Here is a 24,551-nt window from a genome sequence, read left to right as displayed (position 1 = left end):
AATGCACTAGAATCTTCGGCTTCTCGAGGAACCAACCAGGCCTTGATGTTTTGACCGCTTCGTTTCTCGTGGCTCCAACATTGATGATGCAATCAACACGATCCCGACCAGAGCAACTCGCAGGCGTTATCGAAGGTTTTTACGGACCTCCGTGGAGTCGAGCCGAGCGGTTGGGGCTACTGGATCAAATGGTTCAGGGCGGTCTGAACACCTACATGTACGCGCCCAAGGATGATCTCAACCATCGTGCATTATGGCGCCAGTGCTACGACGAGCAACAAGCAGCTACCATCAGACAATTGATCTTCGATTGCAGTCACCGTGAGATTCGGTTTATTTATGCTCTCAGTCCCGGGCTGGATATCCGCTTTAGTTCAAGCGAAGAAATGTACCGGTTGCAACTGCGGCTAGCGCAGATGATGGAGTTGGGTTGCAAGCATTTCGCGTTGTTGTTTGATGATATTCCCGACGCGATGCACGAGGACGATCGGCAGCAGTTCGGAAGCTTTGCTGCCGCTCAATGCGAGATTACGAACGAACTATTGCGGTGGGTTCGCGAGCAGCTCTCGGACGCTCAATTTGCATTCTGCCCGACGCCGTATTGCAGTCGCATGCAGCGGCGGAACTTGGGTGGTGCGGACTATCTCCAGACGGTTGGGCGCCAATTGAACAGCGAGATCGATGTGTTCTGGACCGGCCCGGAGATTATTTCGCGCGAGATTACGGTTGACCACATACGTCACATGCAGGCACTGTTGCGGCGTAAACCGCTGATCTGGGACAATCTACATGCCAACGACTACGATGGTCGGCGAATCTATTGTGGTCCGTATGCAGGTCGCCCACTGGCGTTGCGTGGCGAAGTAGCCGGAATCATGCACAATCCGAACTGCGAATTCCCGCTCAACTTTGTCCCCTGGCAAACATTTTCCGACTATTGGCATGCAGGAAGTCAATGGGACGAGCGTAAGAGCTACTTGCAGGCATTGGAATCCTGGCTGCCGCGATTTCGTTCGACCAGCGGTACGATTGGACTGGAGCAGTTGATTCAACTGATCGATTGCTTTTATCTGCCTTTTGAGGAAGGGCCGGTGGCTCAGCAGTTGCACACCGCTGCTCGGCAATTGACCGCAGCCCCCTCACAGCTGTGGCCAGAGCGAGGAGCCCAGTTCGCGGCATTGGCAAAACCACTGCGTAACACCTGTGCAGAAATTGCCAACCTGTACGATCGCGCATTATTTGCCGCCTTGAGCCGGCGAACTTGGGAGTTACGCGAAGAACTGGACTTACTGTTGGCTTGCATGGCTTGCAAAGTTAACGATCCACAGGCGGTCTGTCGTTCAGACTACCATTTGCCAGGCACCTATCGCGGCGGGCTGGTCCCCAAACTTCAACGACTATTGCGGCAAAACGCCGATGAATCGTTCACGCCCATAGTAGATGCCACGCTGTCAGCCGATTCGCTAACGGGAAGTTGATCACTTGTTAGTCTCCTGGGTACTCTCGCCAGTGAGTGGAATGTCAATTCGGCCCTACGGATTGGCGACTGTAACTACCTTAGAATGATGGCCTCAAACAACGATTTCCAGTGGAGCTGAACCAATGCCAACTTTCCGAATGCGCACCGGTGTGCCGGCGGACCAGGCTGCGGCTTATTATATCTGCCTGAAGACGGGCGATCACGGCGGCGACGGCGAGCCGTTTTATCGTGACGACCCCGATGCCTTGGGCAGGATCTTTGTGGGGCCGTATCTGGCCTTCGAACCCGAGCTGAGTTTGATGCTGGAAGACGACGACGGCGTTTGCGGGTACGCCTTCGGTTCTCGGGATTCACACGCTTTTTACCAGCGGTACGAAACCCAGTGGAGGCCCCATCTGTGCGCTCAGTTCCCCATGCCCAGCGGAGACCCCAGCACCTGGACTCGCAGCCAACTGGTGCACTCATGGTACCACCAGCCAGACTACTATTGTCCTGAGCCCTACCAGCAATATCCTTCACACTTGCACATCGATCTGCTGCAGCGGGCTCGCGGCGGCGGTTGGGGTCGAAGAATGATGCAGGAAATTATGCAGCGGCTAAGGCAAGCCGGCTCGCCCGGCGCGCATCTGGGCGTGAGCGTACGCAATCAACCCGCAATGGGTTTCTATCGTACACTCGGCTTCCAGGAATTGGTTCGAGTAGGTAATGACGACGAGGGTTGCGTCTATTTCGGGAAAACGCTTTGACCAGATGCTGTTTTCAGCGATAATCAGCCGACGCTAATTTGCTTTCGTTTCGCGCCAGGCCAGAATTCGACTATGTCTAACCAACTTGCATTGCTGGGCGGTAAACCAATCCGCACTCAACCCTTTCCCGGCTGGCCCATCTTTGATCAAACGGATGAGGCGCGTGTCCTGTCCGCTCTGCGCAGCGGTAAGTGGGGACGGCTGGATGGCCAACAGGTTGCGGAGTTCGAGCAGCGATTTGCAGAAATGCATGGCTGCCAACATGGAATTGCAGTGGTCAATGGCACAGTGTCGCTGCGACTGGCGCTGATGGCAGCGGGCCTTAAGGCAGAAGACGAAGTGATCGTTCCGCCATACACCTTTTACGCTACGGCATCGGCAGTGGTCGAAGCCAATATGATTCCGGTGTTCGCTGACGTCGATCTGCATTCATTCAATCTCTGTCCACGGGCCGTACAGGCGGCTATCACATCTCGCACCCGGGCAATCATTCCCGTGCATTTTGCGGGGCAACCGGCGGACATGGATGCCATCAACCACATTGCTAAACAGCACAACTTGTTAGTGCTGGAGGACGCTGCTCATGCCCATGGAGCCGCGTGGCACAATCGGCCGGCCGGCAGCCTGGGACAGCTTGCGTCCTTTTCGTTCCAGTCCAGTAAGAATTTGACCTGCGGTGAAGGCGGTATCATCACGACTAACGATCAGCAGTTGGCCGACACGTGCCGATCACTGCATAATTGTGGTCGTATCCCAACCGGTGTTTGGTATGAGCACCACACCATTTCCGCCAATTACCGACTAGGGGAGTTACAAGGTGCCTTGCTCAACTCACAGTTGGACCGATTGCAGGAGCAGACTGCGCGGCGCGACGCCAACGGCAGGTTGCTCGCCGAACAACTGGCGAAGCTACCCGGGATCCATCCGCAGCTCAGGCCACAAAGCTGTACACGGCACAGCTACCATCTGTTTATGCTGCGGATTGACCCAGAGTTATTCGGAGTCCCCAGAGCGGCGGTTCTGAGTGCCCTACAGGCAGAAGGTATTCCCTGTTCCGCTGGCTATGGCTATTCATTGTACGATCAACCGCTGTTTCGTAACAAAGCGTTCGGACCGTATTTACCTGAGGCCGTCTCACGGCTCGATTACCAATCGGTGCACTGCCCCAATAGCGATGTGCTGTGTCGTCAGCAGGCGGTATGGTTAGGGCAATCACTCTTGCTGGGCAGTCAGCGCGATACGTACGACATTGCCAACGCATTTGAAAAGATTCAGCAACAGCGACAAGCATTGTTGAATTGGTCACAGCGTGCCTCGCAGGCGACGGCGGGAGCGGCCAGTTGAAGTCGTTGACCTCGTTCCTGGATCGCCATGTCGTTCCGCCGCTCACGGTGCTCAGCGAGAACACTTATCTATCTGCGATTCGCGCCGGTATGGTGACGATTGTGCCGCTGACGATTATCGGCGGCCTGTTCATGATCATTTCCTATCTGCCCGTGGCCGGCTGGGAGCAATTGGTCGAACCCTATCTGCCACTGCTGCAGATTCCGGTCACTGCAACTTTCGGCTTATTGTCCATCTTCGTCTGCTTCTCAATCGCTTACGACTTGGGCCAGCGGCTCAAGCTGGAAGCCGTCAACAGCGCCAGCGTGGCCACGGTGGTATTCATGATGGTTCAACTGGAATTGGAAAGCGGGCGGTTGAACATGGACAATCTCGGTTCGGCGGGCCTGTTCACAGCGATTCTGGTCGCGCTGCTCTCAGTGCGTGTCATGCGGTTTTTCAATGATCGCAATTGGGTTATTAAACTTCCCCAGAATGTGCCCACGGTGGTTTACGAATCGTTTCTGTCGTTGTTGCCGTTGCTGTTTTTGATGGTCAGCTTCTGGGGCGTGCGGTTTGTTGCCGGAATTGATATTAACTGGTTGTTGCAGCAAGCCTTCTCGCCGCTGGTGTTCGCCCTCAACACGCTGCCTGGCATCATGGTGTTCGCCTTTCTAGTAACTTTGCTGTGGTCCGTCGGGATTAACGGCGACAACACACTGGATGCGATTGTAGCGCCCATCTTCTTGCAGTATCTGACGGCCAACGTAGCGGCTATGAGTGCCGGACAGCCGCTGCCGTATGTGACTGCTCAGGGCTTTTTTACCAGCTTCGTTAATGTCGGCGGTACCGGTGCGACGATCGCCTTAGCGCTCGTGATGGTCAACTCGCGCGAGCCCGGCTACCGCCAGATCAGTCGTCTGTCATTGCCGACTCAAGTGTTTGGAATCAACGAGCCAATTTTCTTTGGCTTTCCAATTGTGCTCAATCCAATTTTCATGATCCCTTATGTGCTCAATGCATTGTTGCTGACGGCGGGCACGTTCTTACTGATGGACGGTGGCTGGATCAACAAACCGTTTGTGCACGTACCTTGGACCACGCCGCCGGTGATTGGCCATTTTCTTGTCTCTGGCGGCGACTGGCGGGCGGCCGTGTGGGGTGTGGTGTCCATTCTTATCGCCATGGCTATTTATTTCCCATTCGCTAAAGCCGCTGAGCGCCAGCGCCTGGCCGCCGAAGCCTTAGCGGAAGCTGCTGCTACATGTGGTGGTACACATACATCCCCTGTTGCCGATCATCGTCCGACGTAGCCGCGTTTCTCGATCGCCAGCTAACGTTGTGTTGCTACCGGCTCACCAGCAGCAGCAGCTTGCTTGCCTGGAATTTTCAGTTCTCCAGCTTAAGGCCCAGGAAGCTGCAAAGTACAGCCAGACTCTCTGCAGGCTGTTCCTCCATCGGAATATGGCCGACTCCTGGTAGTATCTCCAGTCGGTCATTGGACAAGTCTTGTTCAAATCTCACAGCCATGTCAACTGGCGTCAATTGGTCCTCGGCGCCCCACATAATGAGTGTGGGTTGAGTAATCTGCTTGATCAAATTCGTTTTTGATTCGGTCGCCGTACGGAAGCGATCACCTAGCGCCTGTCGATTACCTTCTCTGAGAGTTAATTCAAAATACCGGTCGACCAGGGTCTCCGTGACCTTTGCTTTATTGGCGTAGACATTCAAGACACTCGCCTGAACTAAGCTGCGCGGCGTAATGGTCGTCAACAGCCGGTTAAGTACCGGAACTCGGGCCAGACGGAATGCAATCGGCACGCTTTTGGCTGCCGTAGGATAGCCAGAAGCGTCAATCAGCACCAACAACTCAACGCGCTCTGGCCGACTCGCCGCAACATTCCAGGCGATATTGCCTCCCAGCGAATTGCCTGCCAAGACGCACTTGTGAATTTCGAGGTTATTGAGCATGGCCTCGACAAACGCAACGTACTTGTCCATGGCATAATCGCGATCTGGAAATGGGCCGGTCAAGCCAAACCCAGGCAGGTCAAACCTGACCACTCGCTTTTGTTTGGACAAGCTGGCCACCCAGGCATCGAACGTGTGCAGGCTCGATCCAGTTCCGTGCAGCAGAACTATGGGCGTCGGGTCGTCGCTTGGCCCTTCGTCCCGGAGGTGCACCTTCATCCCCAGCACATCGGCAAATTGCGATGGTGGCTGAGCATATTTGCCAGCCAGCCCAGCGACCGATCGATCTCGATATCCCCACAGCATCAGGGCTACTAGCAGCAACGTTGCCGTCCCAACGAACAGCCATCTGCATACACGCAATATCAGGCTCATCGCACGCATTCCTGCCAGCTCCTTACGACTAATTAGTTGGTTAGCGTCACATTCAAACCAGTCTCCGCGCGATCGTACCTGCAGTTCCTTGCCAATCGCTAAATTCAGTGTTTGCCGAATTGGTGACTTTGCCCATGCATAGATTTGAATATACTGTAACCACTTGCTGGTCTGACAGGCAGATGATGACTCACAAAATCATCGCCGATTTATGATCCAGCCCGCTCTGGTCCGTTAGTACACAACCCGTCCCACTTGTGGCGGCGCTGTCATAAAACTTGAAACATTTGCTTCTCGGAGGCTCTTACATGCTCGTGTCCAAATTACCTAGCCGCTGGCTGATACTCTTTTCTGCTACCGTGACGTTGTGCTTGCTGCCAGTGGCACCGACGCTAGCCGTCGATGCAGGATTTGGCGTCGTGGATATCACACCGGCAATTAGCGCTGACACTCCGGTGTGGATGGCCGGTTATGGGCAGAACCGCAAGGCCATGGGCGTTCATGATCCTCTTTATGCGCGGGCCGTCGTACTCCGCGACGGGCAGCAAAAGGTGGCGATCGTGGTTGCTGATGTCGTTGGGATTTTCTATCCCGCGGTGCTAGAAATCCGCCAGCAATTGCCGGGATTCAATTATGTGATGGTGGCTGCATCACATAATCATGAAGGTCCCGACACCATGGGACTGTGGGGGCCGTCGCCGTTTAAGTCCGGTGTTGATCCCGCCTATATGAAGCAGTTGGTTGACGGCTGCGTCCAAGCGGTTCGCGATGCGGATGCGGCGGCCGTAGCCTGCAAAGCCAGTTACGGAACTGCCCAGAGTGAAGTGCTGCTGCGCGACTCACGCTTGCCTACGGTCTACGATCCCGTGCTCCGCGCAGTGCAGTTTACCAATGCCAAAGATGGCTCGGTAGCCGGTATTGTCATTCAATGGAATTGCCACCCAGAAGCGATGGGGCCGCAAAATCAACAACTGACCGCTGACTTCTTGTACGCTACTATTGAGCGCCTGATGGACAAGCATCATTGTCCAGTGGTCGCGATTACCGGTACCGTTGGGGGCTTGATGGCCCCGCCTCGAAACGTGGTCAAGAACGACAAAGGGGAATTCCCTGGCGAAGGGGACTTCGAGTACTGCCGACTGTACGGCGAAGCGGTCGGAGACTTGGCGCTGCAAGCGATTCAAGCCGCGAAACCGATCGTCTTGACGCCTTTCAAAGTTGCCGCCCATCAAGTTGCCCTCCCCATGGACAACCCGGTCTACAAGCTGGGAGCCACTTTGGGACTGATCCGCCGCGATATTCAGCTATTTACTGACGACTTTCGCGACATTGGCGAACCCGTCGATTTTGCTCGAGCCAAAGGTACTGTGGCTATCGTTTCCGAGGTTGCCTGCTTGCAACTGGGCAGTTTGCATGTCGCTGGCATCCCAGGTGAAATCTATCCGGAATTGATCTACGGCCAGTACCAAGAACCGGTTGAACCGAATGTCGATTTCCCAGATGCGAATCTCGAAAAGCCGCTGGTCAAGATTTTGCCGAGCAAGGAATTCTTGATAGTAGGCCTGGCCAATGACGAAGTGGGCTACATCATCCCCAAGCGGCAATGGGACGACCTGCCCCCCTTCGCATACCAGCGGACGTCTAAGCAGTACGGTGAAGTCAATAGCATCGGACCCGAAACTGCGCCGATCATCATGCAAGCCATGGAAGAGTGCGTGCAGGAGTTGTCCAAATCCAAGTAGCAACTACCAACGGCTACCCTTCGTCTAACCTGTAACTGATTGACAACAATAGCTATGGCAACACGTGTAGCGCGATTCCTGTGGCTGGTAGCATTGTTGGCAAGTCCGCTACGGGCTCAGATGGAGTTTGTGGTCCTTCCGCAAGTTATCTCGCTAACTGGCCAGGATGCTATTGCTCATTTGCTAATACAAGAGGCTGCGCCGAATGTTGAAGCTGCACAGGCTGGCGGCCAGCGCGCGGCCGGACCTGCAATTGCCAATGGCGTCACGCTGCAGATTGCCGAGCCTGCTATTGCAAAGATCGAGAACCAATGCGTCATTGCCGTTGCCGACGGAGCGACCGAGTTACTGGTGCGCGTCGCCGGGTACGACCGCATTGCGCGTGTCCCGGTGGTAGTGCGTGGGGCAGGTCAGCCTAGGCAGTGGCAATTCGGCGCGCACGTGCAGTCAATCCTGTCACGCCAAGGCTGCAACAGTGGCGCTTGTCACGGCGCATTGGCTGGCAAAGGAGGCTTTCGATTGTCGCTTCGTGGCTACGATTCAGATGCCGACCATTTCGCGATCACCGCTCATGATTTTGGGCGTCGAATCGAACCGGCTGACCCCACCAATAGCTTGTTATTAACCAAGCCAAGTTTAACCCTGCCGCACAAAGGCGGTTTACGACTTGAACCGGGCACACTCGACTACCGAATACTTGCGCAGTGGATTTCTGCTGGTGCCCCTGGCAGCCAGCAGGATGATGCTCGACTGACCAGCATTGAAGTTCTGCCCGAAGCGGTACAGCTTGAGGTGGACGACAGTCAGCCGCTGGTTGTGCTTGCGCACTATGCCGATGGCCGTACCGAAGATGTAACGACTTGGGCCAGATTCAGCTCGAGCGACGAGACGGTTGCTCGCGTTGATGACAAGGGTATTGTTCAAGTCGTAGGGCGCGGGCGAGGTGCCATAGTAGCTTGGTTCGCCAGCCGCATTGCTAACACCAAGATTGACGTACCGTATCACGAGCCTTACACTCACCCCGCCCCATCATTGGTTGGCGATGCTAGTCAAGTAAGCGCGATGCAGCGCAGTGGCGCGCTTCAAGAGTTCCATCCCCAAAATCTAATCGACCGGGTGTTGTTGGACGAGTGGCGATCGCTGGGCCTCGCCCCGTCGCCAATCTGCGATGACGCCACGTTTCTGCGGCGAGCCTACCTGGATGCGACCGGGGCTTTGCCAACTCCAGAGCAGGTTCAACAGTTCCTGGATGATGCAGATCCGCAGCGCCGCCCACGACTGGTCGACCAGTTGTTGGGCAGTCCTCGGTTCGTTGATTACTGGAGCTACCAGTGGTCAGACCTGCTCCTGGTAAACGGCAATCTATTACGCCCTAAGGCGGTAGAGGCCTTCTATCGCTGGATCCGCACCCAGGTGCAGGACAATGTTCCGTGGGACCAGTTCGCACGACAAATTGTGTTGGCGCGAGGCGACAGTCTACAGTATGGCGCTACCAATTTTTACGCTATCCATCAGACGCCTGAGGCCATGACCGAAAACGTGTGCTTGGCCTTCATGGGCTTGTCCATTGAATGCGCCAAGTGCCACAATCATCCCTTGGAGAAATGGACAAACGATCAGTACTATGCGATGGCCAATCTGTTTTCGCGCGTGCGCGCCAAAGGCTGGGGGGGTGACGCACGTAACGGCGATGGTGTTCGCACGTTGGTCGTGCTGGACCGCGGAGACTTGATTCAGCCATCGCGCGGCCGACCACAACCTCCAGCTGCCCTGGACTCTCCGCCGTTAGATGAACTGGATTCAGAAGATCGCAGAATATCACTGGCTACTTGGTTAACCGCTCCCGAGAATCCTTATTTTAGCCGAGCCATCGTCAATCGCGTGTGGGCCAATTTTTTTGGAGTTGGTCTGATACAGCCGGTGGATGATTTGCGCTCCAGCAATCCGGCCTCCAGCCCGCGACTAATGCGACAGCTTTCCGATTACCTGGCGCAGTCGGGTTACGATCTTCGAGTCCTCATGCGACTGATCATGAACTCCAGCGTATATCAATTGTCATCCGAAGCTACCCCTTTGAATCGCGACGACCAACGATTTTTCTGCCGCTACTATCCGCGACGATTGATGGCCGAAGTGCTGCACGATGCGGTGGTTCAAGTGACCAATGTGCCTACCGTCTTCAAAGAGATTGAATTCTCAGGTGCTGATAAACAGCCGACGGATTTCTATCCTCCAGGCACTACCGCCCTTGGCTTGTACGACTCGGCCGTTGCCAACCGCTTTCTGCAAGCGTTTGGTCGGCACCAGCGGCGCATTACCTGCCAGTGTGAACGTAGCGACCAGCCCACGGTCGTGCAGGTATTGCATCTGAGCAACGGAGAGACCATCAATGAAAAACTGGCCAGTGACGCCTGCGTGCTCACAGACTGGCTGGACAGTTCGCTGCCATTGGAGACGATCGTCCAGCAAGCCTACATCCGCACGTTGTCTCGGCGTCCAGCGACGCTTGAGAGCCAGCGCGTCGTGCAGGAATTGAGGGATGCTCTAGCTGCTGGTGCCTCACCTCGCGAGGCACTGGAAGACCTGCTGTGGAGCCTCCTAAGCAGCTCCGAATTCTTATTTGCTCACTAGCGGCCAGTACCAAGGCACGATAACCATGCTGAGCGCAAAGAGGATCAACGTTACCGGCAACCCAAATCGCACGTAGTCTGAAATGCGATAGGCTCCAGCACCATAGACCATCATGTTGGTCTGATATCCAAATGGCGTTAGAAAACTAGCGGATGCCGCGATCATCACCACGATAACAAACGGCGTCACGTCGACACCCAGCTTGGCGGCTGCGCTGGTGGCTATTGAAAACATCAACACTGCCGCCGCATTGTTGGTCACCAGTTCCGTAGTTAGCATGGTGGCCAAATAGACCGCAGCCAGCGACCAGAGCGGATTCCCGCCCGCCAATTCCAGCAATCCGTTGGCCAGACTAGAAGCTGCACCGCTTTTATCCAGCGCATTGCCGATGCCGATAGCTGCCCCGATCACAATCAGCACTGACCATTCAACGCTACGTAGCGCTTCGCCTTGCGTGCAGCAGCGGCACAGGACCATCAGCAAAGCACCAATCAACGAGGCGGTCAAAATCGACGCTACATTCAGTGCGGCCACAGCCACCAGGCCCAACATGATAATCACCGACAAAGCAGCTCGATCATGCCGTCGGACTGCCGCTTTTTCTACAGCACTGACCAAGATAAAATCTCGCAATTCGCGCTGGCGGTGCATAAACGATGGTGCCGCCTCCAACAGCAATACATCGCCCACCTCCAGCCGCACATCGCCTATCTTGCCTGACAACCGGCGATCGCCACGCGCCACGGCCACGACGGCAGCACCAAACTGCGAGCGGAATTGGCCTTCGCGAATCGTTTTCCCCAGCAGCGAGCAGCGAGCGCTCACGACCGCCTCGACCAACGTTCTTCGCCATGCCGGAACTTGCAACTTACGCGCTTGATCATCGGGACTAATCAGACCACGAATCTTGCGCAGATCGACCACAGTGTCTAACGCACCAACTAGAATCAGCGCATCGCCACCCAGCAAGCGCTCACTGGGCTTGGCTGCTGTGATGATATTGTTTTCACGCTGAATTTCCGCCAGGTATAGGCCCGGCAGATGACGCAAGCCGGCTTCTTCGACAGTCTTCCCAACCAGCGGACCAGCAGGGTCTACTTGCACTTCGACCGTATATTGCTTGGGGTCATCCGACGCGCTCACCGCCGGTCGGCGATCGCGAAGCAGTACTCTGGAACAGGTAATCATGTAGACGAGCACTACTACCAGTGCGGGAATGCCTACCGGTGCCGGTGCGAAAAAGCTCAAACTGGAGTTAAATCGCTGCTCGTACAAATCCCGCACGATTAGATTCGTGCTCGTTCCCATCAGCGTGCACAGTCCGCCAAGAATTACCGCGTACGACAGTGGCAGTAGCAGGCGACTGGGGCTAACTCTCAAACGCTTGCTCAAATCATCTGTCACCGGCAACAATGCCGCCACAATTGGTGTGTTGTTCAAAAAGGCGCTGGCGATCGCCGCAGGTGCAAGTAATCGGAACTGCGCTCCGCGCAGCGTCCGGGCTTTATCCAGCAGCCATCCGGTCGCCAGTTGTGTCCCACCTGTAAATTCCAATCCGGCAACCGCTGCAAACAGCAACGCCACAGTAATCAGCCCCGCGTTTCCAAATCCAGCAACGGCTTCGGTAGGCGATGGTAGCAGCTTGGTGCCCGTCACGTTCTGTGCCAGCATAATCGCGGCCAGGCCAATCAGCGCCAAGACGTCGGCCGTAGCCACCCGAAAAGCCAACCCCACCAACAAGCTAAGCGCGACTGAAATCGACAGCCACGCCTCCCAATTCTCCATTATCCTGATCCCTTAGTCGTGAGCCCAAACCTTATGACTCTGGCCTGTGTGATGCAAATAAATTGGCCCCGCTTACAACTGGTAAATCATGCCAACCACCAGTTAGGTATGATACCGTAGGTTCAAATAGCCGACACAACCCAGTACGCCCTGACCCCACAAGAGCGGCCAATGCTGCACTACAGGTCAATTGTCAGTCAGCGAGACTGTGTGAGTGGCCTGGCCTGTCGCAGGTTAGCTTGACGATCTGCCAGACTATTGACCGGCTTCTGCTGATTCTCCGCCTGAGGATTATCAGGCGCAGAGTTCTCTGCAGTTTGACTGGCAGTGGTGTGAAGTTGAGGTGAATGCGGACTGTTTAGTGCGATCGGTGGAACGACGCCAGGAGCTAAATTCGGGTTGTTGGGTGGAGTACCCAAGTTTGTCGACTCAGATTTCAAATGCTGGTGAAATGCGGGAGGCAGGTCAATTGTATGCACAGGTCTGGCACCGGGGATTGGACCTTGGATCACCGGTTCGCGTGATTCTCGCTGATGACCGACGACTCTGACATTGGATTGACTGTCGGCCAGCTCAGTCGGCTGGTCTTTCGTGCTGGATGCGGGGACTCCCGGCAGAAGTTTAATTGCCGGTTCGGAGATAGTCGTGCCACCTTGACTACCTTCATAACGCGCGATCAGGCTCAATTTTCGCGATGCGCCACCAACCTCGTCCCATGGTAACCAAACGCTATACGACGGACCAAGTTCCGTACGGCTCATGTGCTGTGTGAATTGTTCGGCTGTATACACAAACTTACGTAATGGTTTTTGATCCAGCGGATCGACTTGATCAGCATCAAAGACATAGACTGCCAAGCCCCCATCCACAGTAACGGGCTGATTGATGTCCGTCTTGTAAAAATAAATCCTGCCACCAAAGCCCCGCACGCCTGGTTGCCCAGGTTGATGCAGCACCGAGTCGCTCCATACGGCCAATATCCGATCGGGAACCTGAGGCTTTTCCTGTTTCTTCCAGGGCCATAGCGAATCTGCCTGGAATTTAGGTGAGAACTGACAGCCAGACGACAGCACCACACCCAGAGTCAAGACAATGGTTGCCAGTCGAAATGGCAATCCGACAGTCGCAGGTTGACAATGGACCAACTGGCTCATGGGCGTGCTCCGATCGGTTTGCCAAACGGATCCAGCGGAGCTTGCGACGACGGAAACAGCGCAGCGGGTCGGACTGGCAGACTGGATGAGTCAAATTCGGCCGACTTCAAAGACTCCTCTGGGCCATTGTTAGCTGCAAAACTGGCTGGCACAGTGGCAGAAGATGCAATTGGCAACTCGTTCAGTACTGTGGTCAATGAGCCTGGCGCTCGTGTGGTCTCTGCGGGCATTGATGCCGGTGCGTTGTGCCTGAGAGTCCCCGGCGAAATGGGCATTGCTTCCTGGACTGGAGCTGCGGGAATGCCACGAGGATCAACATCGGGATAGACGATTGGCCATTGATCACCTTCTAGCGAATGCGAGGTCAATCCCGCATAGGACCGAACATCGCCATGGATGTCGAACACATCCGCCTCGCACCAGCTTACTCGTGCAAATTCGGCCTGCTTCAGTCGCTGCATGTCGACCTCATTGCGAATAACGTGTGGCGTCAGGATAATGAGCAACTCGCTGCGATTCATCTCGTCCAATTCATAGCGAAATAGATTCTTTAATACTGGAATGTCACCCAGCCAGGGTACCTTTCGATGCACCTTGTTGGTTTCCTTGGAAATCAGTCCACCCAAAATGATCGTTTCGCCATCGGCAGCGCTGACAGTGGCCTGAGCGGTGATGGTGTCGAGGATGGGCGAGCGGATGACTGATCCGTCTTGGGCAACGGAGATGGGAATTCCCTCACTTTCCGGGCGAATCTTCGATTTTTCTGCGTCAATCTCCATCACCACATTCCCTTCGGGGCTAATGCGCGGCGTCACGCCCAAGATCAAGCCGACATTCTCAAGTGTGACTCCCGTCTGAAATCCAAACTGCGTCACATTGGCGGTGGTGATGCGTGGAATCCGTTGACCTACTTGAATAAACGCCTGTTGGTTGTCGAGCGTCAGGACTTGGGGTCGGCTAAGGATTTCCAGTCGCCGGCAATCTTGCAGCGCTCGCAATAAGAAGCTGACGTTTTCGCTGCTCGCTGATAGGACGAGCCCACCGAAACCCAGTCGCTCATTGTTCCGGCCCACCGAAAAATTGGAAAGACCTTGGCCACCGACTACTCCCGACTTGGCAAGCGATTTTGCCGATCCGCTGTTGCCGAGTGGCGAATTGTTGAAGTTGAATCCGGGCGTATTGCTGGCGGCGACGATTTCGTCAATCGTCTCAGTGACGACGCCACCCGGTGTCGATGTGGATGTGGAGGTGGTCCGCTTTAACAAGTCTCCCAGCAAACTACGGTCAAACAACACGGAACTCTGCAGTCCTAACTCCATGCCAAACTCGTGAGTCGTACCCAAGCTGATCTCGGCAATCAGTACTTGGATCATGACCTGGGGAGGCTGCTGATCCAATTGTTCGATTAACCGACTGATCTCGTCATAGTACCTGGGGGTGGCGCTGAGAATCAACTTGTTTTGGACGGGCTCGGGCACAACCACAACTTCGCGCTCTAATTGGTCAAATGGATTGATGGCACCGGGCGCAGCGGCCTCGACTTGTCGTTTATTGCGTAGAAACTCATTTACGGCCAAGGCAATATCGACTGCCGGGGCATTCTTCAGACGGTAGACGGTGCTCTTGCGCTGCATGGTATCGCTTTCGTCCAAGCGAACGATCAGCGCCTCAACAATCTTCAAATCACCTTCAGAGCCGACAACGATGATGTTGTTGCCGCGACCATCGACGGTGAATCGGAGTGGCACCAGCGAACTTTCGTCCGCTGAAGCCGAAAGCTGTGGGCTTGAATTTGTCGCGGCCGAACTCTGCGAAGGTATCAGCGATCGTAACGTTTCGACTAGCGAACTGGCATCAGCGTTAATGATGGGAAAGATTTTGATCTTGGCGACCATGCCAGGCGTGTCTAGTTGTGCGATCAACTGTTGGATAAGGTTCAAATTCTCTGGGGCTGCCGATACGATCAACGTGTTGTTACGGTCGTTGACGGTGATGCGCGTCGCAGACAGGCTGCTGCTGCTTGCTATAGGCTGACCGTCTTTGTCGATCAATTCGATCGGTAAGCTGCCTTCTGCTGTGCTACTGGCTACCGCTTGCCGCAGTGCCGCTGCAATATCAGCGGCCAAGCTATGTCGGATCTCGAACACTTTGGCTTGCTGCATCGCTTGGCCCCGAGGAATATCCAGCTTGACGATCAACTGACGTATTTCCTCTAAATCTCGTGGCGCAGCATGGATGATCAAAGCATTGGTGCGCGCGTCGATGGCAGATTGAATAATCGGGGATAGGCTGCCAGCACTGGTCCGCGTTTGAAACAGGCTCTGCAATTGCGTTTGCAGTTGGCTAGCCACTGCATGTTTCAGTGGTATGACGTCCAGCATCGAACTTGGTGGTACGGGACGATCAAGCTTGGAGATTAAGTCTTTGGATATCTTCAGGGCATCGCCCCAGCCGATTAGCAGGATGGCATTGGGCTGATACAGTCCAGTAATTTGAACGCGGCCTTGCCTGGTAGCTAGAACCGCCTGCTGGGTCGATTGCAAGAGGGGCGCCAGCGATTGAGAACTCACATGCTGGAGTAGTAGTACTTCGATTTCCGGTTCAGCCAAGCGACTGGCTTCGTCTAACTGTTTGATGATTTCTGCCAGGCCTTCCAGTTGCTTGTCACGGCCCCTTAATATGATGGCATCGATTTCGGGCAACATTTCGACCTGCACACCATCAAACTGCTGCAATGGAAGGCCGCGAAGCTCTTCGGCTTTTGCCTCGTCGCCCTGGCTTGGGGCGCCGGTACTTTCCGTGGACTCTTCTTGTGCGGCAGACGCCGTTAACTGGACGCGCCTAAAGCCTCGAAAAGACGGCAACTGGGACGGAATCTGCGAACTGCCCGATGCGGGTGCTTTTTCTGGAGACTGAAAGACGGCTTGCTTGATCAGACATGCTTGCCCGGCTGAATTGAGCGGAATTATTTTTGCCGAATTGCCGGCCGCGTTATCAGTGTAAGCTCTGCAGAGCTGAGCAATTTGAGCAGTCAACTGAGCCGTTCCGGATAGGCGCAGCACTGAGTTTTGCGGATCAAAACTGAGGATTGCCCGCTGAGTCCCCCGGGAAAACTGGATTTTGCCGTCTGGCAGCGTGCTGGCAGCAGTTTTTTGTGCCAAGCAACCGGCAAGATCGTTCAACAGCGGCTGCATTTGCTGGGAGGGCACTGATATCGTGACCTCGCCCTCAGCATCTGGCCGGCTGATCTCTTGAGCGGTAGCATGAAATCCTAGTAGACACGCGGTGCCAATGATCATGGCTAGGCGAGTAAGCTGGACCTGCATCCCGTCACTTTCTAAGTGGTAGGGGCTAAACGGTGGAGACTGTCCTGGTTGCTACGCTAGCAAGAGCGTGAAGCAGAAACTCTGGCTTCCACCTGTCAGCTGGCGTAGCTATCGAAAGACACTATTCAATGGGAATCATCCAGGTCAACCCGAATTCCGCTGGACAGAGCAAGCGGGGGGCAGAAACAGTGGCATTGGCAACGGAGTACGGTTTCACATGCCCAAGAATCCGCTGCGGAAACCTGACAACTGCGCGGCCTTGATTTCGGCAATCCGCTAGTTCACTAATGAGCTGGCCAGCTGTTCGGGCAAGTCGGCCAGTAGTTTTGAAAGATGTGTCACTCGGCCGCGTTGGGCGGCGGGACCTGCGAGCGTCCCATCAGCCAGAATCGTAGTTGCTTGACGGGCCCGCCACCAAGATGCAATCTCATGAGGCAAAGCTAGCCATTTTTCTGGCGATTGCCACAGATGTTCGCATAGTCGCAGGTAACTCTCCCGATGGACAGCAGCTTTCAAGTAATCCGGGTGTGTTACCAGCAAGGCCATGCCAGAAATGCTTCGCAGCAACTGTAGCTTATGCAGCCAAATCCGAGGGCAGGTCTCACCGAGTGATACAAACAGGGTATGGTCTTGTGGCAGGGTGTATGGCAATTCCACTAATTTGCCCACGATCATAGGCCATGGACTGCCGACACCACCGGGCATCGCTTGATAAGGGTCGATATCAAAGCAGGAGGCGTCATAGTCAAATTCTAGCTGCTGCATCCACTGCAGATTGCGGTGCACCATCGGCGCTCGAAAGCCTGTGGCATTGAACCGCCTGCCTGCCTCATTAATGTGTTTCACACGGTAATTGAAAATCGACTGCGAGGCGAACAACCGCCCGTCGTGATTGTATCCATGTATGCCGATTTCGTTTCCGCGGGCAACCAATTCTCGAATCAACCCGAGGTCCAGTCGATACTTGTGCGGCACGAAATACCAAGCAGACTTCAAGCCATACTTTTCCTCCATGTCAACGATCTCCCGAACGCAGCGCTGGCCCTCCGCCGTCTCGATGTCGTGCGTAAGTGAAACGGCGTACCTCTGCCCATCCGGCCAGGGGTGAAGCACGGGTTGTTCATGACCCGCAGCTTCCGCACAATCCACCGCCGATTTCAGTTCACGCAAGAAGGTCACCGGAGTGTACCAATCCGGAATCGGCTGTATCGCTTGGCGTCGCGACCGCTGCAAGAATTGACGCACGGACAAGGGAATCAGCGGACGCAGCAGATAGTACATTCGGAACGCTAGGCTTAAGCGAGTTTTCTCGACATCGCTTGCAAGATGCCTGGCAAACACAGATTGAACTTCTCCAGGAAAAGCGTAATGAGCGGTCTGTGAAAGTTCGCAGTGTGCTGACGTCCCGTTTAGCTCACTTTGGGGAAGTGATGCGATCGAATACTGGCAATTCGCCGTCAACTCCAGCGTACGATTGGACCAACTGCGCGTAATGCCGAATAGACTGTCATAGGCATGCACGAGCTGGCTGGCCTGATGTTTCCAAGCAAGCTGTTTTTCAATTCTTTCGCGCCCCACAGCGCCTAACTTCTGTCGCAGCTCCACATCGCCCATCAACTGATTAATGAGGCGTGCGTACTGTTGGATGTCATTATCTTTAGCATACAGTGCCGCCGCTCCAGCCGTCTTAATATTCTCTGGAGTTTCAAAGCACACTACGGGCTTGCCCAGAGCCATATACTCCATAGTCTTGATGGTCGTGCAGCTGTCGTTGTAAGGATTGCTGGGGTCTGGAGTACAACAAATATCAAACTCGGCGATCATGGCCGGGATGTCGGCGAAAGGTATTCGCCCTGTGAAGGTAATGATATCCTGGAGCCCCAGGGAGCGCGTCAGGGCCTGCAACTCGCTCAGGGCGGCGCCATGGCCAACCAAGACAACTCGCAAATCATCACGTCGGTATTGTCGTACCACAATGTCGATAGCGCGCACCAGGTAATCTACGCCATCTTGAATACCCATCACGCCTACATAGCCAATAACGATAAGCGACTCACCGCTCGGCCGAGCTGCCGAAGTCTTTGCTTGCAGAAATGACTCATTGGGTCCGTTGCGCACAACGTGGCAACGAACTGGTTGAGCACCACAGCGACGAATCTGAACCTGGCGTTGTGTTTCGTTGGTAGCGATCAGTAGATCGGCAGTTCGCGAGGCGAACTTTTCGAACCCCAAGAGCACTTTAGTAACTAGCCGGTTGCCACGGCCCAGGCGTTGGGCATGGTACAGCTCTGGGGACAGATCATGCAGGTCGTAAATAAACCGCTTGCCAAATAGTCGGTAAAATGCGGGAATGATTGCGTTTACGTCCGGCGGTGTATGCATGTGAATGGCATCAAACCCGCCACGCATCATGACGAACAGACTCAATAGAAACTGCATGACAATCGAATAACCGTATTCAATCATGTAGCCTAGCAGGCCGCCTAGTTCGGGAGGTTGCGGATAGCGAAATACGCGCACGCCGTCGACTGTTTCGTATTTTCGCGTGGCCAATCGGTTCGTAGGGCAGATGACGGTCAACTCATAGCCAGCGGCGGACAGTACTTGCGATTGCATGCGCACGCGCGTATCGTCGGGGAATGATGCGTTTTCCAGCAGCATCAAGATTCTGATTGGGCGCGAGCGCTTGGTCATGGGGAACGAAATTCTCAAACTCGGATGGATTCAGTTATCGCTAGTACAACGAGCGCTAGTTGGCTGAGCGCGACCTGATCTACTTGGAGGCTCTTGCTAGTTCTTCGCCGGGGGCCAGAAAGTCTCGAACTCGCTGATAAATCGCGTTAGCAACTTTCATTTTCCACGGCGAGTAGACCTTGCGGTATCTACCGAAATTGGTTTGTTGGCCACCAAATTTTGATTTGAATTGACCAGGGCCATAACTCTCACCCTCCCAGCCGCCACCTGCCAAGTCAAATACCTCGTACCCTTCGGCTGCAAACGTCCGCATAGCGTGCCAGAACAAACAGCTCATTGCGGGAACTCCGGGAATACGCAAAGTTCCGGCGTACCAACAAATAACCCGGTTTTTAAAAGCCAGAAAGCAGCCCGATGAAACCGCTCGCCCCTCGAAATATGCTGTGTAGATTCGCCAGTGCTGGGCCAGGAACTCCTTGGAGGCAGCTTCAAAGAGCGAACAGTCCACCACCGGCAACTTCGATCGCGCGTAGCTTGCACATACCAGCGCATAGAATTCTGCGATGCCCTGGGGTGTGTTCTGTTCTCGAACCTCAACTCCCTTGCGCTGTGCGCTGCGCACATTATTGCGACGTTTGCCTCCCAAACGTCTAAACAGCTCGTCCTCGCAGGAACACAACGGCAGTTCATAATTCACGTAGCCCAGCTTCTGGTATCCGCAGTCCACCAGCGGGTCTTGGCCAGCGCTTACATCAAACAGCGGACGCACTTCGGCGAACAACGCTCGCGACGCCATGTAGGCATCGTGTTGCGCGATCAGCAGTCTGACCCCCAGATGTCCATTCGCTTCCTCCAAATAAATTGGCTCAGCAAACTGAATGGAGCGTGTGGCCATGGTCGAGGCTGCGTGTGCACCTGTCGTGACGCGAACGGCGACCAACAGCGCACACAGTTTACCGGTAGAATCCAGGGCACCGATAGCATAAGGGATATGCTTCTTCGTTGCCTCGTGGCTACGAATCATAGCGCCAGTATGCAAGGCGGATCCCTTGGGATGGCGGCGCACGAATTCGTCCCATTCGGGAATCTCCCGGTAGTCACGTATCGTCAACAACGATCCACTCCTAGATAGTCCGGTGTCCGAAGGGCGTTTGTCTGCCTGGCAATTTACGACTTGCCAACTGCGCTTGAGACAAAGGTGCGAACACCCTCCGCAACACGTTCCACTTGGTGCCGAGTCATTTCAGGATACAAAGGCAACGACAGGATCTCGTTGGAGTACTGACTGCAAACCGGCAATCCCCAGGGCAAGGTTATCGCACCGTGAAATGGTTGTGCTCGATAGAGCGGATTGGGGTAATGCACGCCGCAGGCAATATTCTGCTGGGCCAAGTGCGCGCTTAATCGGTCGCGTTGCCGGTGGCGAACGACATACAAGTGATAGACATGCTTGTATCCAGCCTGCTCACTGGGTAATTCTAGTTCGGTATCACGCAGTTCCTCAGTGTACCAAGCCGCTACCTGACGCCGTTGTTCAGTCCATTGCTGGATATACTGCATCTTGGTCAACAGCACACAGGCTTGCAGCGTATCTAACCGGCAATTGAACCCCAGCAAGTCGTGACGATTCTTGACCTTTTGGCCGTAATTTCGCCACAACGTTAATTGCTCAGCGATGTCCGGATCGCGAGTTACAATTCCGCCACCGTCGCCAAAGGCTCCAAGATTCTTGCCGGGATAAAAGCTGAAACAACCTATGTCCCCGAACGACCCACAGCGCTGGCCACTGATTTCTGCGCCGTGCGATTGTGCGCAGTCCTCTACGACTCGCAGATTGTGCCTGCCAGCAATATCCAGTATCTCTCTCATCGGGGCTGGATGCCCGTAGAGGTGAACGGGCAGAATGGCGCGAGTTCTAGATGTGACCGCTTCTTCAACCAAGTTGGCGTCGATATTGTATGTTTGAGGGTCAATGTCGACCAATACCGCTGTGGCACCCGTATAAGCGATGGCGAATGCGGTAGCCGCAAATGAATTTCCCACGGTTATGACTTCATCACCTGGACCGATGCCCAGGACTTTCAGTGCCAGATGCAGCGCGTCCGTTCCGTTGGCTACTCCGACGCAATGCGGCACTTGGCAGTATTGTGCAAATTGAGTTTCAAACTCGGCTACTTCCTGGCCAAGTATATACCGGCCTTCGTCAATTACCCGCGCCATGCGCTGCAGAACTTCATCGCGAATTTGCTGCGACTGAGTGGCTAAATCTACAAGTGGGATTGGCGGCAAATTGCGGCCAGTATTGGGCTGAGGTCTGGCGTTCATGTTGATTTGGGTATGTATCCGGATGTGATTCTATGGCCTTTGATCGCCCAACGCTCTGAAAATGGCGGTGCACACGATGCGACTAGGCCGATTAACTATGCTGCTTAAAGCCGGACGTCGATTCAACATGCGATGCCAGCGAAAGCCGGCTATTCAGTCGCTCCTGCCTGCTACAACCGGTTTCACCGCACTGGCCACACTGGGTGCTCTCCCACGGCCCTTTCAGCGGCTGTCCACAACTGCACATGTTCCCAGCGAATCGGGCTGGATTGCCACGAACCAATGAAAACGCTGGCACATTCCGACTAACCACGGCACCGGCTGCGATCACCGAGTAATATCCCAGCTCTAGTCCTGGGCAGATAACCGCCCCTGCACCAATCGAACAGCCCCAGCGAACAACCGTCCGGCACAACCAGTTTTCGCGGACGGTATAACGCTGTTGGGCTTCTGGCATTCTCGGAGATCGCGGATAGCGATCGTTGGTAAACGTGACGCGCGGGCCGATCAGTACACCGTCTTCGATAGTGATCCCTTCCCAAATGCAGACCTGGTTCTTGATGGTTACCTGGTTGCCGACCGAAGCGCCTGATTCCAGGAATGTGTGGTCGCCGATGTTACAACCACTGCCAATTCGCACATTCTGCATGACATGAGCAAATGCCCAGATACTAGTGCCTTCGCCGATGTCTGACGATTCGACCAGTGCTTGAGGGTGAATGTTAACTTTCATAAGCCGCTCCAGTAGCGCCAGGCCAGTCAACGTGCTGCTCGCGAAGCGTGCCGCTCGTCAAGCTCGATATCTGTGCCCAACCAGACGGGAGCACCGTCGCGAAGCAGCGAACGATGTGCAGCTTCCAACACTTCAACCACTGCCAAACCATTTTCCCCGCCTGTGACTGGCAAGCCGCCATCCACAATGCAGCGTATGAAATCAGTGCACTCCGCCTTCAGCGGTTCTTTCTCATTCAGGTACGGGCTATAACTCCCGCCGTGTCGATAGGAGAACTGGAATTCGGCAAAATCGCCGGCCGGTGGAGGTAAATTGACCCCCTTGTCGAACACCTTGATCTTTTCTTGATCCAAGTCGTCGTACACGGCCATCTTCTTGTCCCCGACAACCGTCAATACGCGTTCCTTACGCGGGTCCAGCCAACTGACATGGATCATGCCCATGCGGTTCTCTGGAAAATGCATTGTCAAATTACAGACATCGTGATTACCAGGCTTCAACAAGTCGATTCCGGTGCAGCTAACTCGCAGAGGATTATCGTCCAGGAGGTATAGCATCATCGAGATGTCGTGCGTCGCCAGGTCATACAAAGCGCCTACATCTTTTCGAACTGGCCCGAGATTCAGTCGCCGACTGCTGATGTAGCTCAGTCGCCCTAGCTCTCCTTGGTCGATCAGTTCTTTCAGCTTCAGTACTGGCGTAGAATGCAGAAACACGTGGCCCACGAATAACACTCTCGACAGTGATTCAGCCGTCGCTATCATGTCGCGACACTGTTCCGACGTTTGCGCCAAGGGCTTTTCCACCATGACATGCAGCCCTCGTTCCAGAGCTTGCATGGCCAAAGGAAAGTGCGTGGTCGTCGGAGTAGCAATGACCACCGCGTCAACTAGATTGCTCTCCAACATCTGTGAAAAATCTTGGAAACAGCGTACGCTTGGGTGTCGCTCGCGCATGCGCAGCAACTGATCTGGCCGTTGATCACAAACCGCTGTTACTTTGCAATTCGGGATTTCGGTCAAGCACCGCAGTAGATTAGGGCCCCAGTACCCCAATCCAACCGTACCAATTCGAATCATGTTGAGTTCTCAAAGTTGACAACAAACAATGCACAATTTCTGGCGTGTAGCTTGCTCTAGTTCACAGCGAGCGTTAGTTATTATCCTGACGTGCGACCAGCTTTATCGTTTTCAGTAGGATGCTCATATCCAGCCTGAGCGATCGCCGTTGAATATATTCCAGGTCCTTCTGAACCATCTCGTTGAACGTCAGCTTGTTCTTGCCGCTGACTTGCCACAGACCGGTTACGCCGGGCAATACTTCGAATCGCTTGAGCTGCTCAGGTTCGTAGTCTTCCCACCTCAATACGTCCGGTCTCGGCCCAATCAGACTCATTTCGCCACGCAAAATATTCAGTAGTTGCGGCAGTTCGTCCAGCGATGTACTACGCAGCAGTCGGCCACCCGGAATCATTCGCTTTGATAAATCAGGCTTGGCAGCAGCTTGAGTACTGTCCATCAAGTCAGCTACAAATTGACGGTGGTCTTCGGTGGCGACTGGGCTTTCGTGAAGCGTCCTGAATTTGAATATCACAAATTCTCGACCCATCTCTCCTAAGCGCTTCTGACGAAACAGAACGGGCCGGCCCGACACGACCAGTACTAGTAAACTAATTCCAGCTAGTACCGGCAGCAAAAGCACAGCTAGAAACACGCTAATCACGATATCCATGGCTCGCTTCCAGCTTGGAATCGGGCGATGCCGACAATGCTGAAATGCTCTTCGCTTGCGCTCGTCTTCACTGTGGGCTAACTCATCAGCCAGCGGAAACGCGTTCGCTGAGACGAATAGCGAGAGGGCCGCCGGCGACTCTCGCAAACTCCGATGAATGGTAGCTTTGGAGCTTTCACTCTCTGTGTCGGTCGGACTGCTTCGGCAAGTCGTTTCGGTGATCGCGGCTGTAGCCAAATTTTGCAAATGGGCGTTCAGTTTCATCATTTGGCACATGCGATACAAATTCGCCCACCGACAACGCCGTTGGATAGGGGCGGTAACGTCGTTAGGTAGGGGCCTTGAAAAGCTATAGTAATTCCCACAGAACCGGCTCGCAAACAGAAAGCCTTTTGTTTTCGCGTAATCATTCACAGATCTGTATGCTGATTAACCAAGGCCAGTCTGCAGATATGTTTTCTTACAAAATAGAGAGAAATTTCAATGAGCTTCGTTCTGCCGTTAAGGGGTCTCCCATGGCCGACGCTGGGCTTTA

At 54.5% G+C, this 24,551-nt stretch carries 16 protein-coding genes; 6 read left to right on the top strand and 10 right to left on the bottom strand.

Going from position 1 to position 24,551, the window contains the following annotated elements:
• Window positions 1-83 precede the first annotated feature (83 nt).
• The 4 genes from KF752_10285 to KF752_10270 all read left to right on the top strand — a co-directional run bounded on the left by KF752_10285 (window position 84) and on the right by KF752_10270 (window position 4,862).
• The gene (locus tag KF752_10285; GenBank protein ID MBX3421928.1) at window positions 84-1,478 is read left to right on the top strand and encodes a beta-N-acetylglucosaminidase domain-containing protein; all 1,395 of its coding nucleotides are present in this window, start codon (window positions 84-86) and stop codon (window positions 1,476-1,478) included.
• Between the two features lie 124 nt (window positions 1,479-1,602).
• Window positions 1,603-2,226: a GNAT family N-acetyltransferase gene (locus KF752_10280; protein ID MBX3421927.1), complete on the top strand. Its 624-nt coding sequence runs from the start codon at window positions 1,603-1,605 to the stop codon at window positions 2,224-2,226.
• Between the two features lie 72 nt (window positions 2,227-2,298).
• Window positions 2,299-3,570, top strand: a complete 1,272-nt coding sequence (locus tag KF752_10275) for a DegT/DnrJ/EryC1/StrS family aminotransferase (protein MBX3421926.1) — start codon at window positions 2,299-2,301, stop codon at window positions 3,568-3,570.
• Window positions 3,567-4,862, top strand: coding sequence for a PTS sugar transporter subunit IIC (locus KF752_10270; protein MBX3421925.1), 1,296 nt, complete (start codon window positions 3,567-3,569; stop codon window positions 4,860-4,862). Before KF752_10275 ends, KF752_10270 begins: the two co-directional genes overlap by 4 nt.
• Before the next feature lie 76 nt (window positions 4,863-4,938).
• On the opposite strand, the gene KF752_10265 is transcribed toward KF752_10270, so the two are convergent.
• The gene (locus tag KF752_10265) at window positions 4,939-5,895 is read right to left on the bottom strand and encodes an alpha/beta hydrolase (GenBank protein MBX3421924.1); all 957 of its coding nucleotides are present in this window, start codon (window positions 5,893-5,895) and stop codon (window positions 4,939-4,941) included.
• Between the two features lie 308 nt (window positions 5,896-6,203).
• On the opposite strand from KF752_10265, the gene KF752_10260 reads away from it, so the two are divergent.
• Together KF752_10260 and KF752_10255 are read left to right on the top strand one after the other, a co-directional pair.
• Window positions 6,204-7,637, top strand: coding sequence for a neutral/alkaline non-lysosomal ceramidase N-terminal domain-containing protein (locus tag KF752_10260; GenBank protein ID MBX3421923.1), 1,434 nt, complete (start codon window positions 6,204-6,206; stop codon window positions 7,635-7,637).
• 54 nt (window positions 7,638-7,691) lie between these two features.
• Complete coding sequence (locus KF752_10255; GenBank protein ID MBX3421922.1) at window positions 7,692-10,268, top strand: DUF1553 domain-containing protein; 2,577 nt, start codon at window positions 7,692-7,694, stop codon at window positions 10,266-10,268.
• Here the strand turns inward: KF752_10255 and KF752_10250 are convergent.
• The 9 genes from KF752_10250 to KF752_10210 form a co-directional block, all read right to left on the bottom strand.
• On the bottom strand, window positions 10,254-12,053 hold the full coding sequence (locus KF752_10250; GenBank protein MBX3421921.1) for an SLC13 family permease: 1,800 nt from the start codon (window positions 12,051-12,053) through the stop codon (window positions 10,254-10,256). The genes KF752_10255 and KF752_10250 overlap by 15 nt on opposite strands.
• A gap of 197 nt (window positions 12,054-12,250) precedes the next feature.
• On the bottom strand, window positions 12,251-13,207 hold the full coding sequence (locus KF752_10245; GenBank protein ID MBX3421920.1) for a hypothetical protein: 957 nt from the start codon (window positions 13,205-13,207) through the stop codon (window positions 12,251-12,253).
• Entirely contained in the window at window positions 13,204-16,533 is a 3,330-nt protein-coding gene (locus KF752_10240) for a hypothetical protein (protein MBX3421919.1), read from the bottom strand. The genes KF752_10245 and KF752_10240 overlap by 4 nt, the downstream gene beginning before the upstream one ends.
• A gap of 276 nt (window positions 16,534-16,809) precedes the next feature.
• Entirely contained in the window at window positions 16,810-19,227 is a 2,418-nt protein-coding gene (locus KF752_10235; GenBank protein MBX3421918.1) for a glycosyltransferase, read from the bottom strand.
• 79 nt (window positions 19,228-19,306) lie between these two features.
• Window positions 19,307-20,341 carry a GNAT family N-acetyltransferase gene (locus tag KF752_10230; GenBank protein MBX3421917.1) on the bottom strand — a complete coding sequence of 345 codons (1,035 nt, stop codon included), beginning with the start codon at window positions 20,339-20,341 and terminating at the stop codon, window positions 19,307-19,309.
• Between the two features lie 53 nt (window positions 20,342-20,394).
• A complete protein-coding gene (locus tag KF752_10225; protein MBX3421916.1) occupies window positions 20,395-21,552 on the bottom strand; it encodes a DegT/DnrJ/EryC1/StrS family aminotransferase in 1,158 nt (385 codons plus the stop codon).
• 91 nt (window positions 21,553-21,643) lie between these two features.
• Window positions 21,644-22,285 (bottom strand): N-acetyltransferase, encoded by a 642-nt coding sequence (locus KF752_10220; protein MBX3421915.1) that lies wholly within the window; start codon window positions 22,283-22,285, stop codon window positions 21,644-21,646.
• 26 nt (window positions 22,286-22,311) lie between these two features.
• Entirely contained in the window at window positions 22,312-23,364 is a 1,053-nt protein-coding gene (locus KF752_10215) for a Gfo/Idh/MocA family oxidoreductase (protein ID MBX3421914.1), read from the bottom strand.
• A 73-nt stretch (window positions 23,365-23,437) separates the two neighbouring features.
• The gene (locus tag KF752_10210) at window positions 23,438-24,283 is read right to left on the bottom strand and encodes a sugar transferase (GenBank protein MBX3421913.1); all 846 of its coding nucleotides are present in this window, start codon (window positions 24,281-24,283) and stop codon (window positions 23,438-23,440) included.
• Between the last annotated feature and the right edge of the window lie 268 nt (window positions 24,284-24,551).

This window comes from Pirellulaceae bacterium (genome assembly GCA_019636385.1).
In the GTDB taxonomy this organism is placed as follows: Bacteria; Planctomycetota; Planctomycetia; order Pirellulales; family Pirellulaceae; genus Aureliella.
Note: the sequence above shows the minus strand (reverse complement) of the source record. Positions and strands in the feature narration are given on the sequence as shown.

Excerpts from the sequence above, each read along its gene's own strand:
- KF752_10285 (MBX3421928.1), top strand. The coding sequence starts at position 84 with ATGATGCAATCAACACGATCCCGACCAGAGCAACTCGCAGGCGTTATC.
- KF752_10280 (MBX3421927.1), top strand. The coding sequence starts at position 1,603 with ATGCCAACTTTCCGAATGCGCACCGGTGTGCCGGCGGACCAGGCTGCG.
- KF752_10275 (MBX3421926.1), top strand. The coding sequence starts at position 2,299 with ATGTCTAACCAACTTGCATTGCTGGGCGGTAAACCAATCCGCACTCAA.
- KF752_10265 (MBX3421924.1), bottom strand. The coding sequence starts at position 5,895 with ATGAGCCTGATATTGCGTGTATGCAGATGGCTGTTCGTTGGGACGGCA.
- KF752_10260 (MBX3421923.1), top strand. The coding sequence starts at position 6,204 with ATGCTCGTGTCCAAATTACCTAGCCGCTGGCTGATACTCTTTTCTGCT.
- KF752_10255 (MBX3421922.1), top strand. The coding sequence starts at position 7,692 with ATGGCAACACGTGTAGCGCGATTCCTGTGGCTGGTAGCATTGTTGGCA.
- KF752_10250 (MBX3421921.1), bottom strand. The coding sequence starts at position 12,053 with ATGGAGAATTGGGAGGCGTGGCTGTCGATTTCAGTCGCGCTTAGCTTG.
- KF752_10245 (MBX3421920.1), bottom strand. The coding sequence starts at position 13,207 with ATGAGCCAGTTGGTCCATTGTCAACCTGCGACTGTCGGATTGCCATTT.
- KF752_10240 (MBX3421919.1), bottom strand. The coding sequence starts at position 16,533 with ATGCAGGTCCAGCTTACTCGCCTAGCCATGATCATTGGCACCGCGTGT.
- KF752_10235 (MBX3421918.1), bottom strand. The coding sequence starts at position 19,227 with ATGACCAAGCGCTCGCGCCCAATCAGAATCTTGATGCTGCTGGAAAAC.
- KF752_10225 (MBX3421916.1), bottom strand. The coding sequence starts at position 21,552 with ATGAACGCCAGACCTCAGCCCAATACTGGCCGCAATTTGCCGCCAATC.
- KF752_10220 (MBX3421915.1), bottom strand. The coding sequence starts at position 22,285 with ATGAAAGTTAACATTCACCCTCAAGCACTGGTCGAATCGTCAGACATC.
- KF752_10215 (MBX3421914.1), bottom strand. The coding sequence starts at position 23,364 with ATGATTCGAATTGGTACGGTTGGATTGGGGTACTGGGGCCCTAATCTA.
- KF752_10210 (MBX3421913.1), bottom strand. The coding sequence starts at position 24,283 with ATGATGAAACTGAACGCCCATTTGCAAAATTTGGCTACAGCCGCGATC.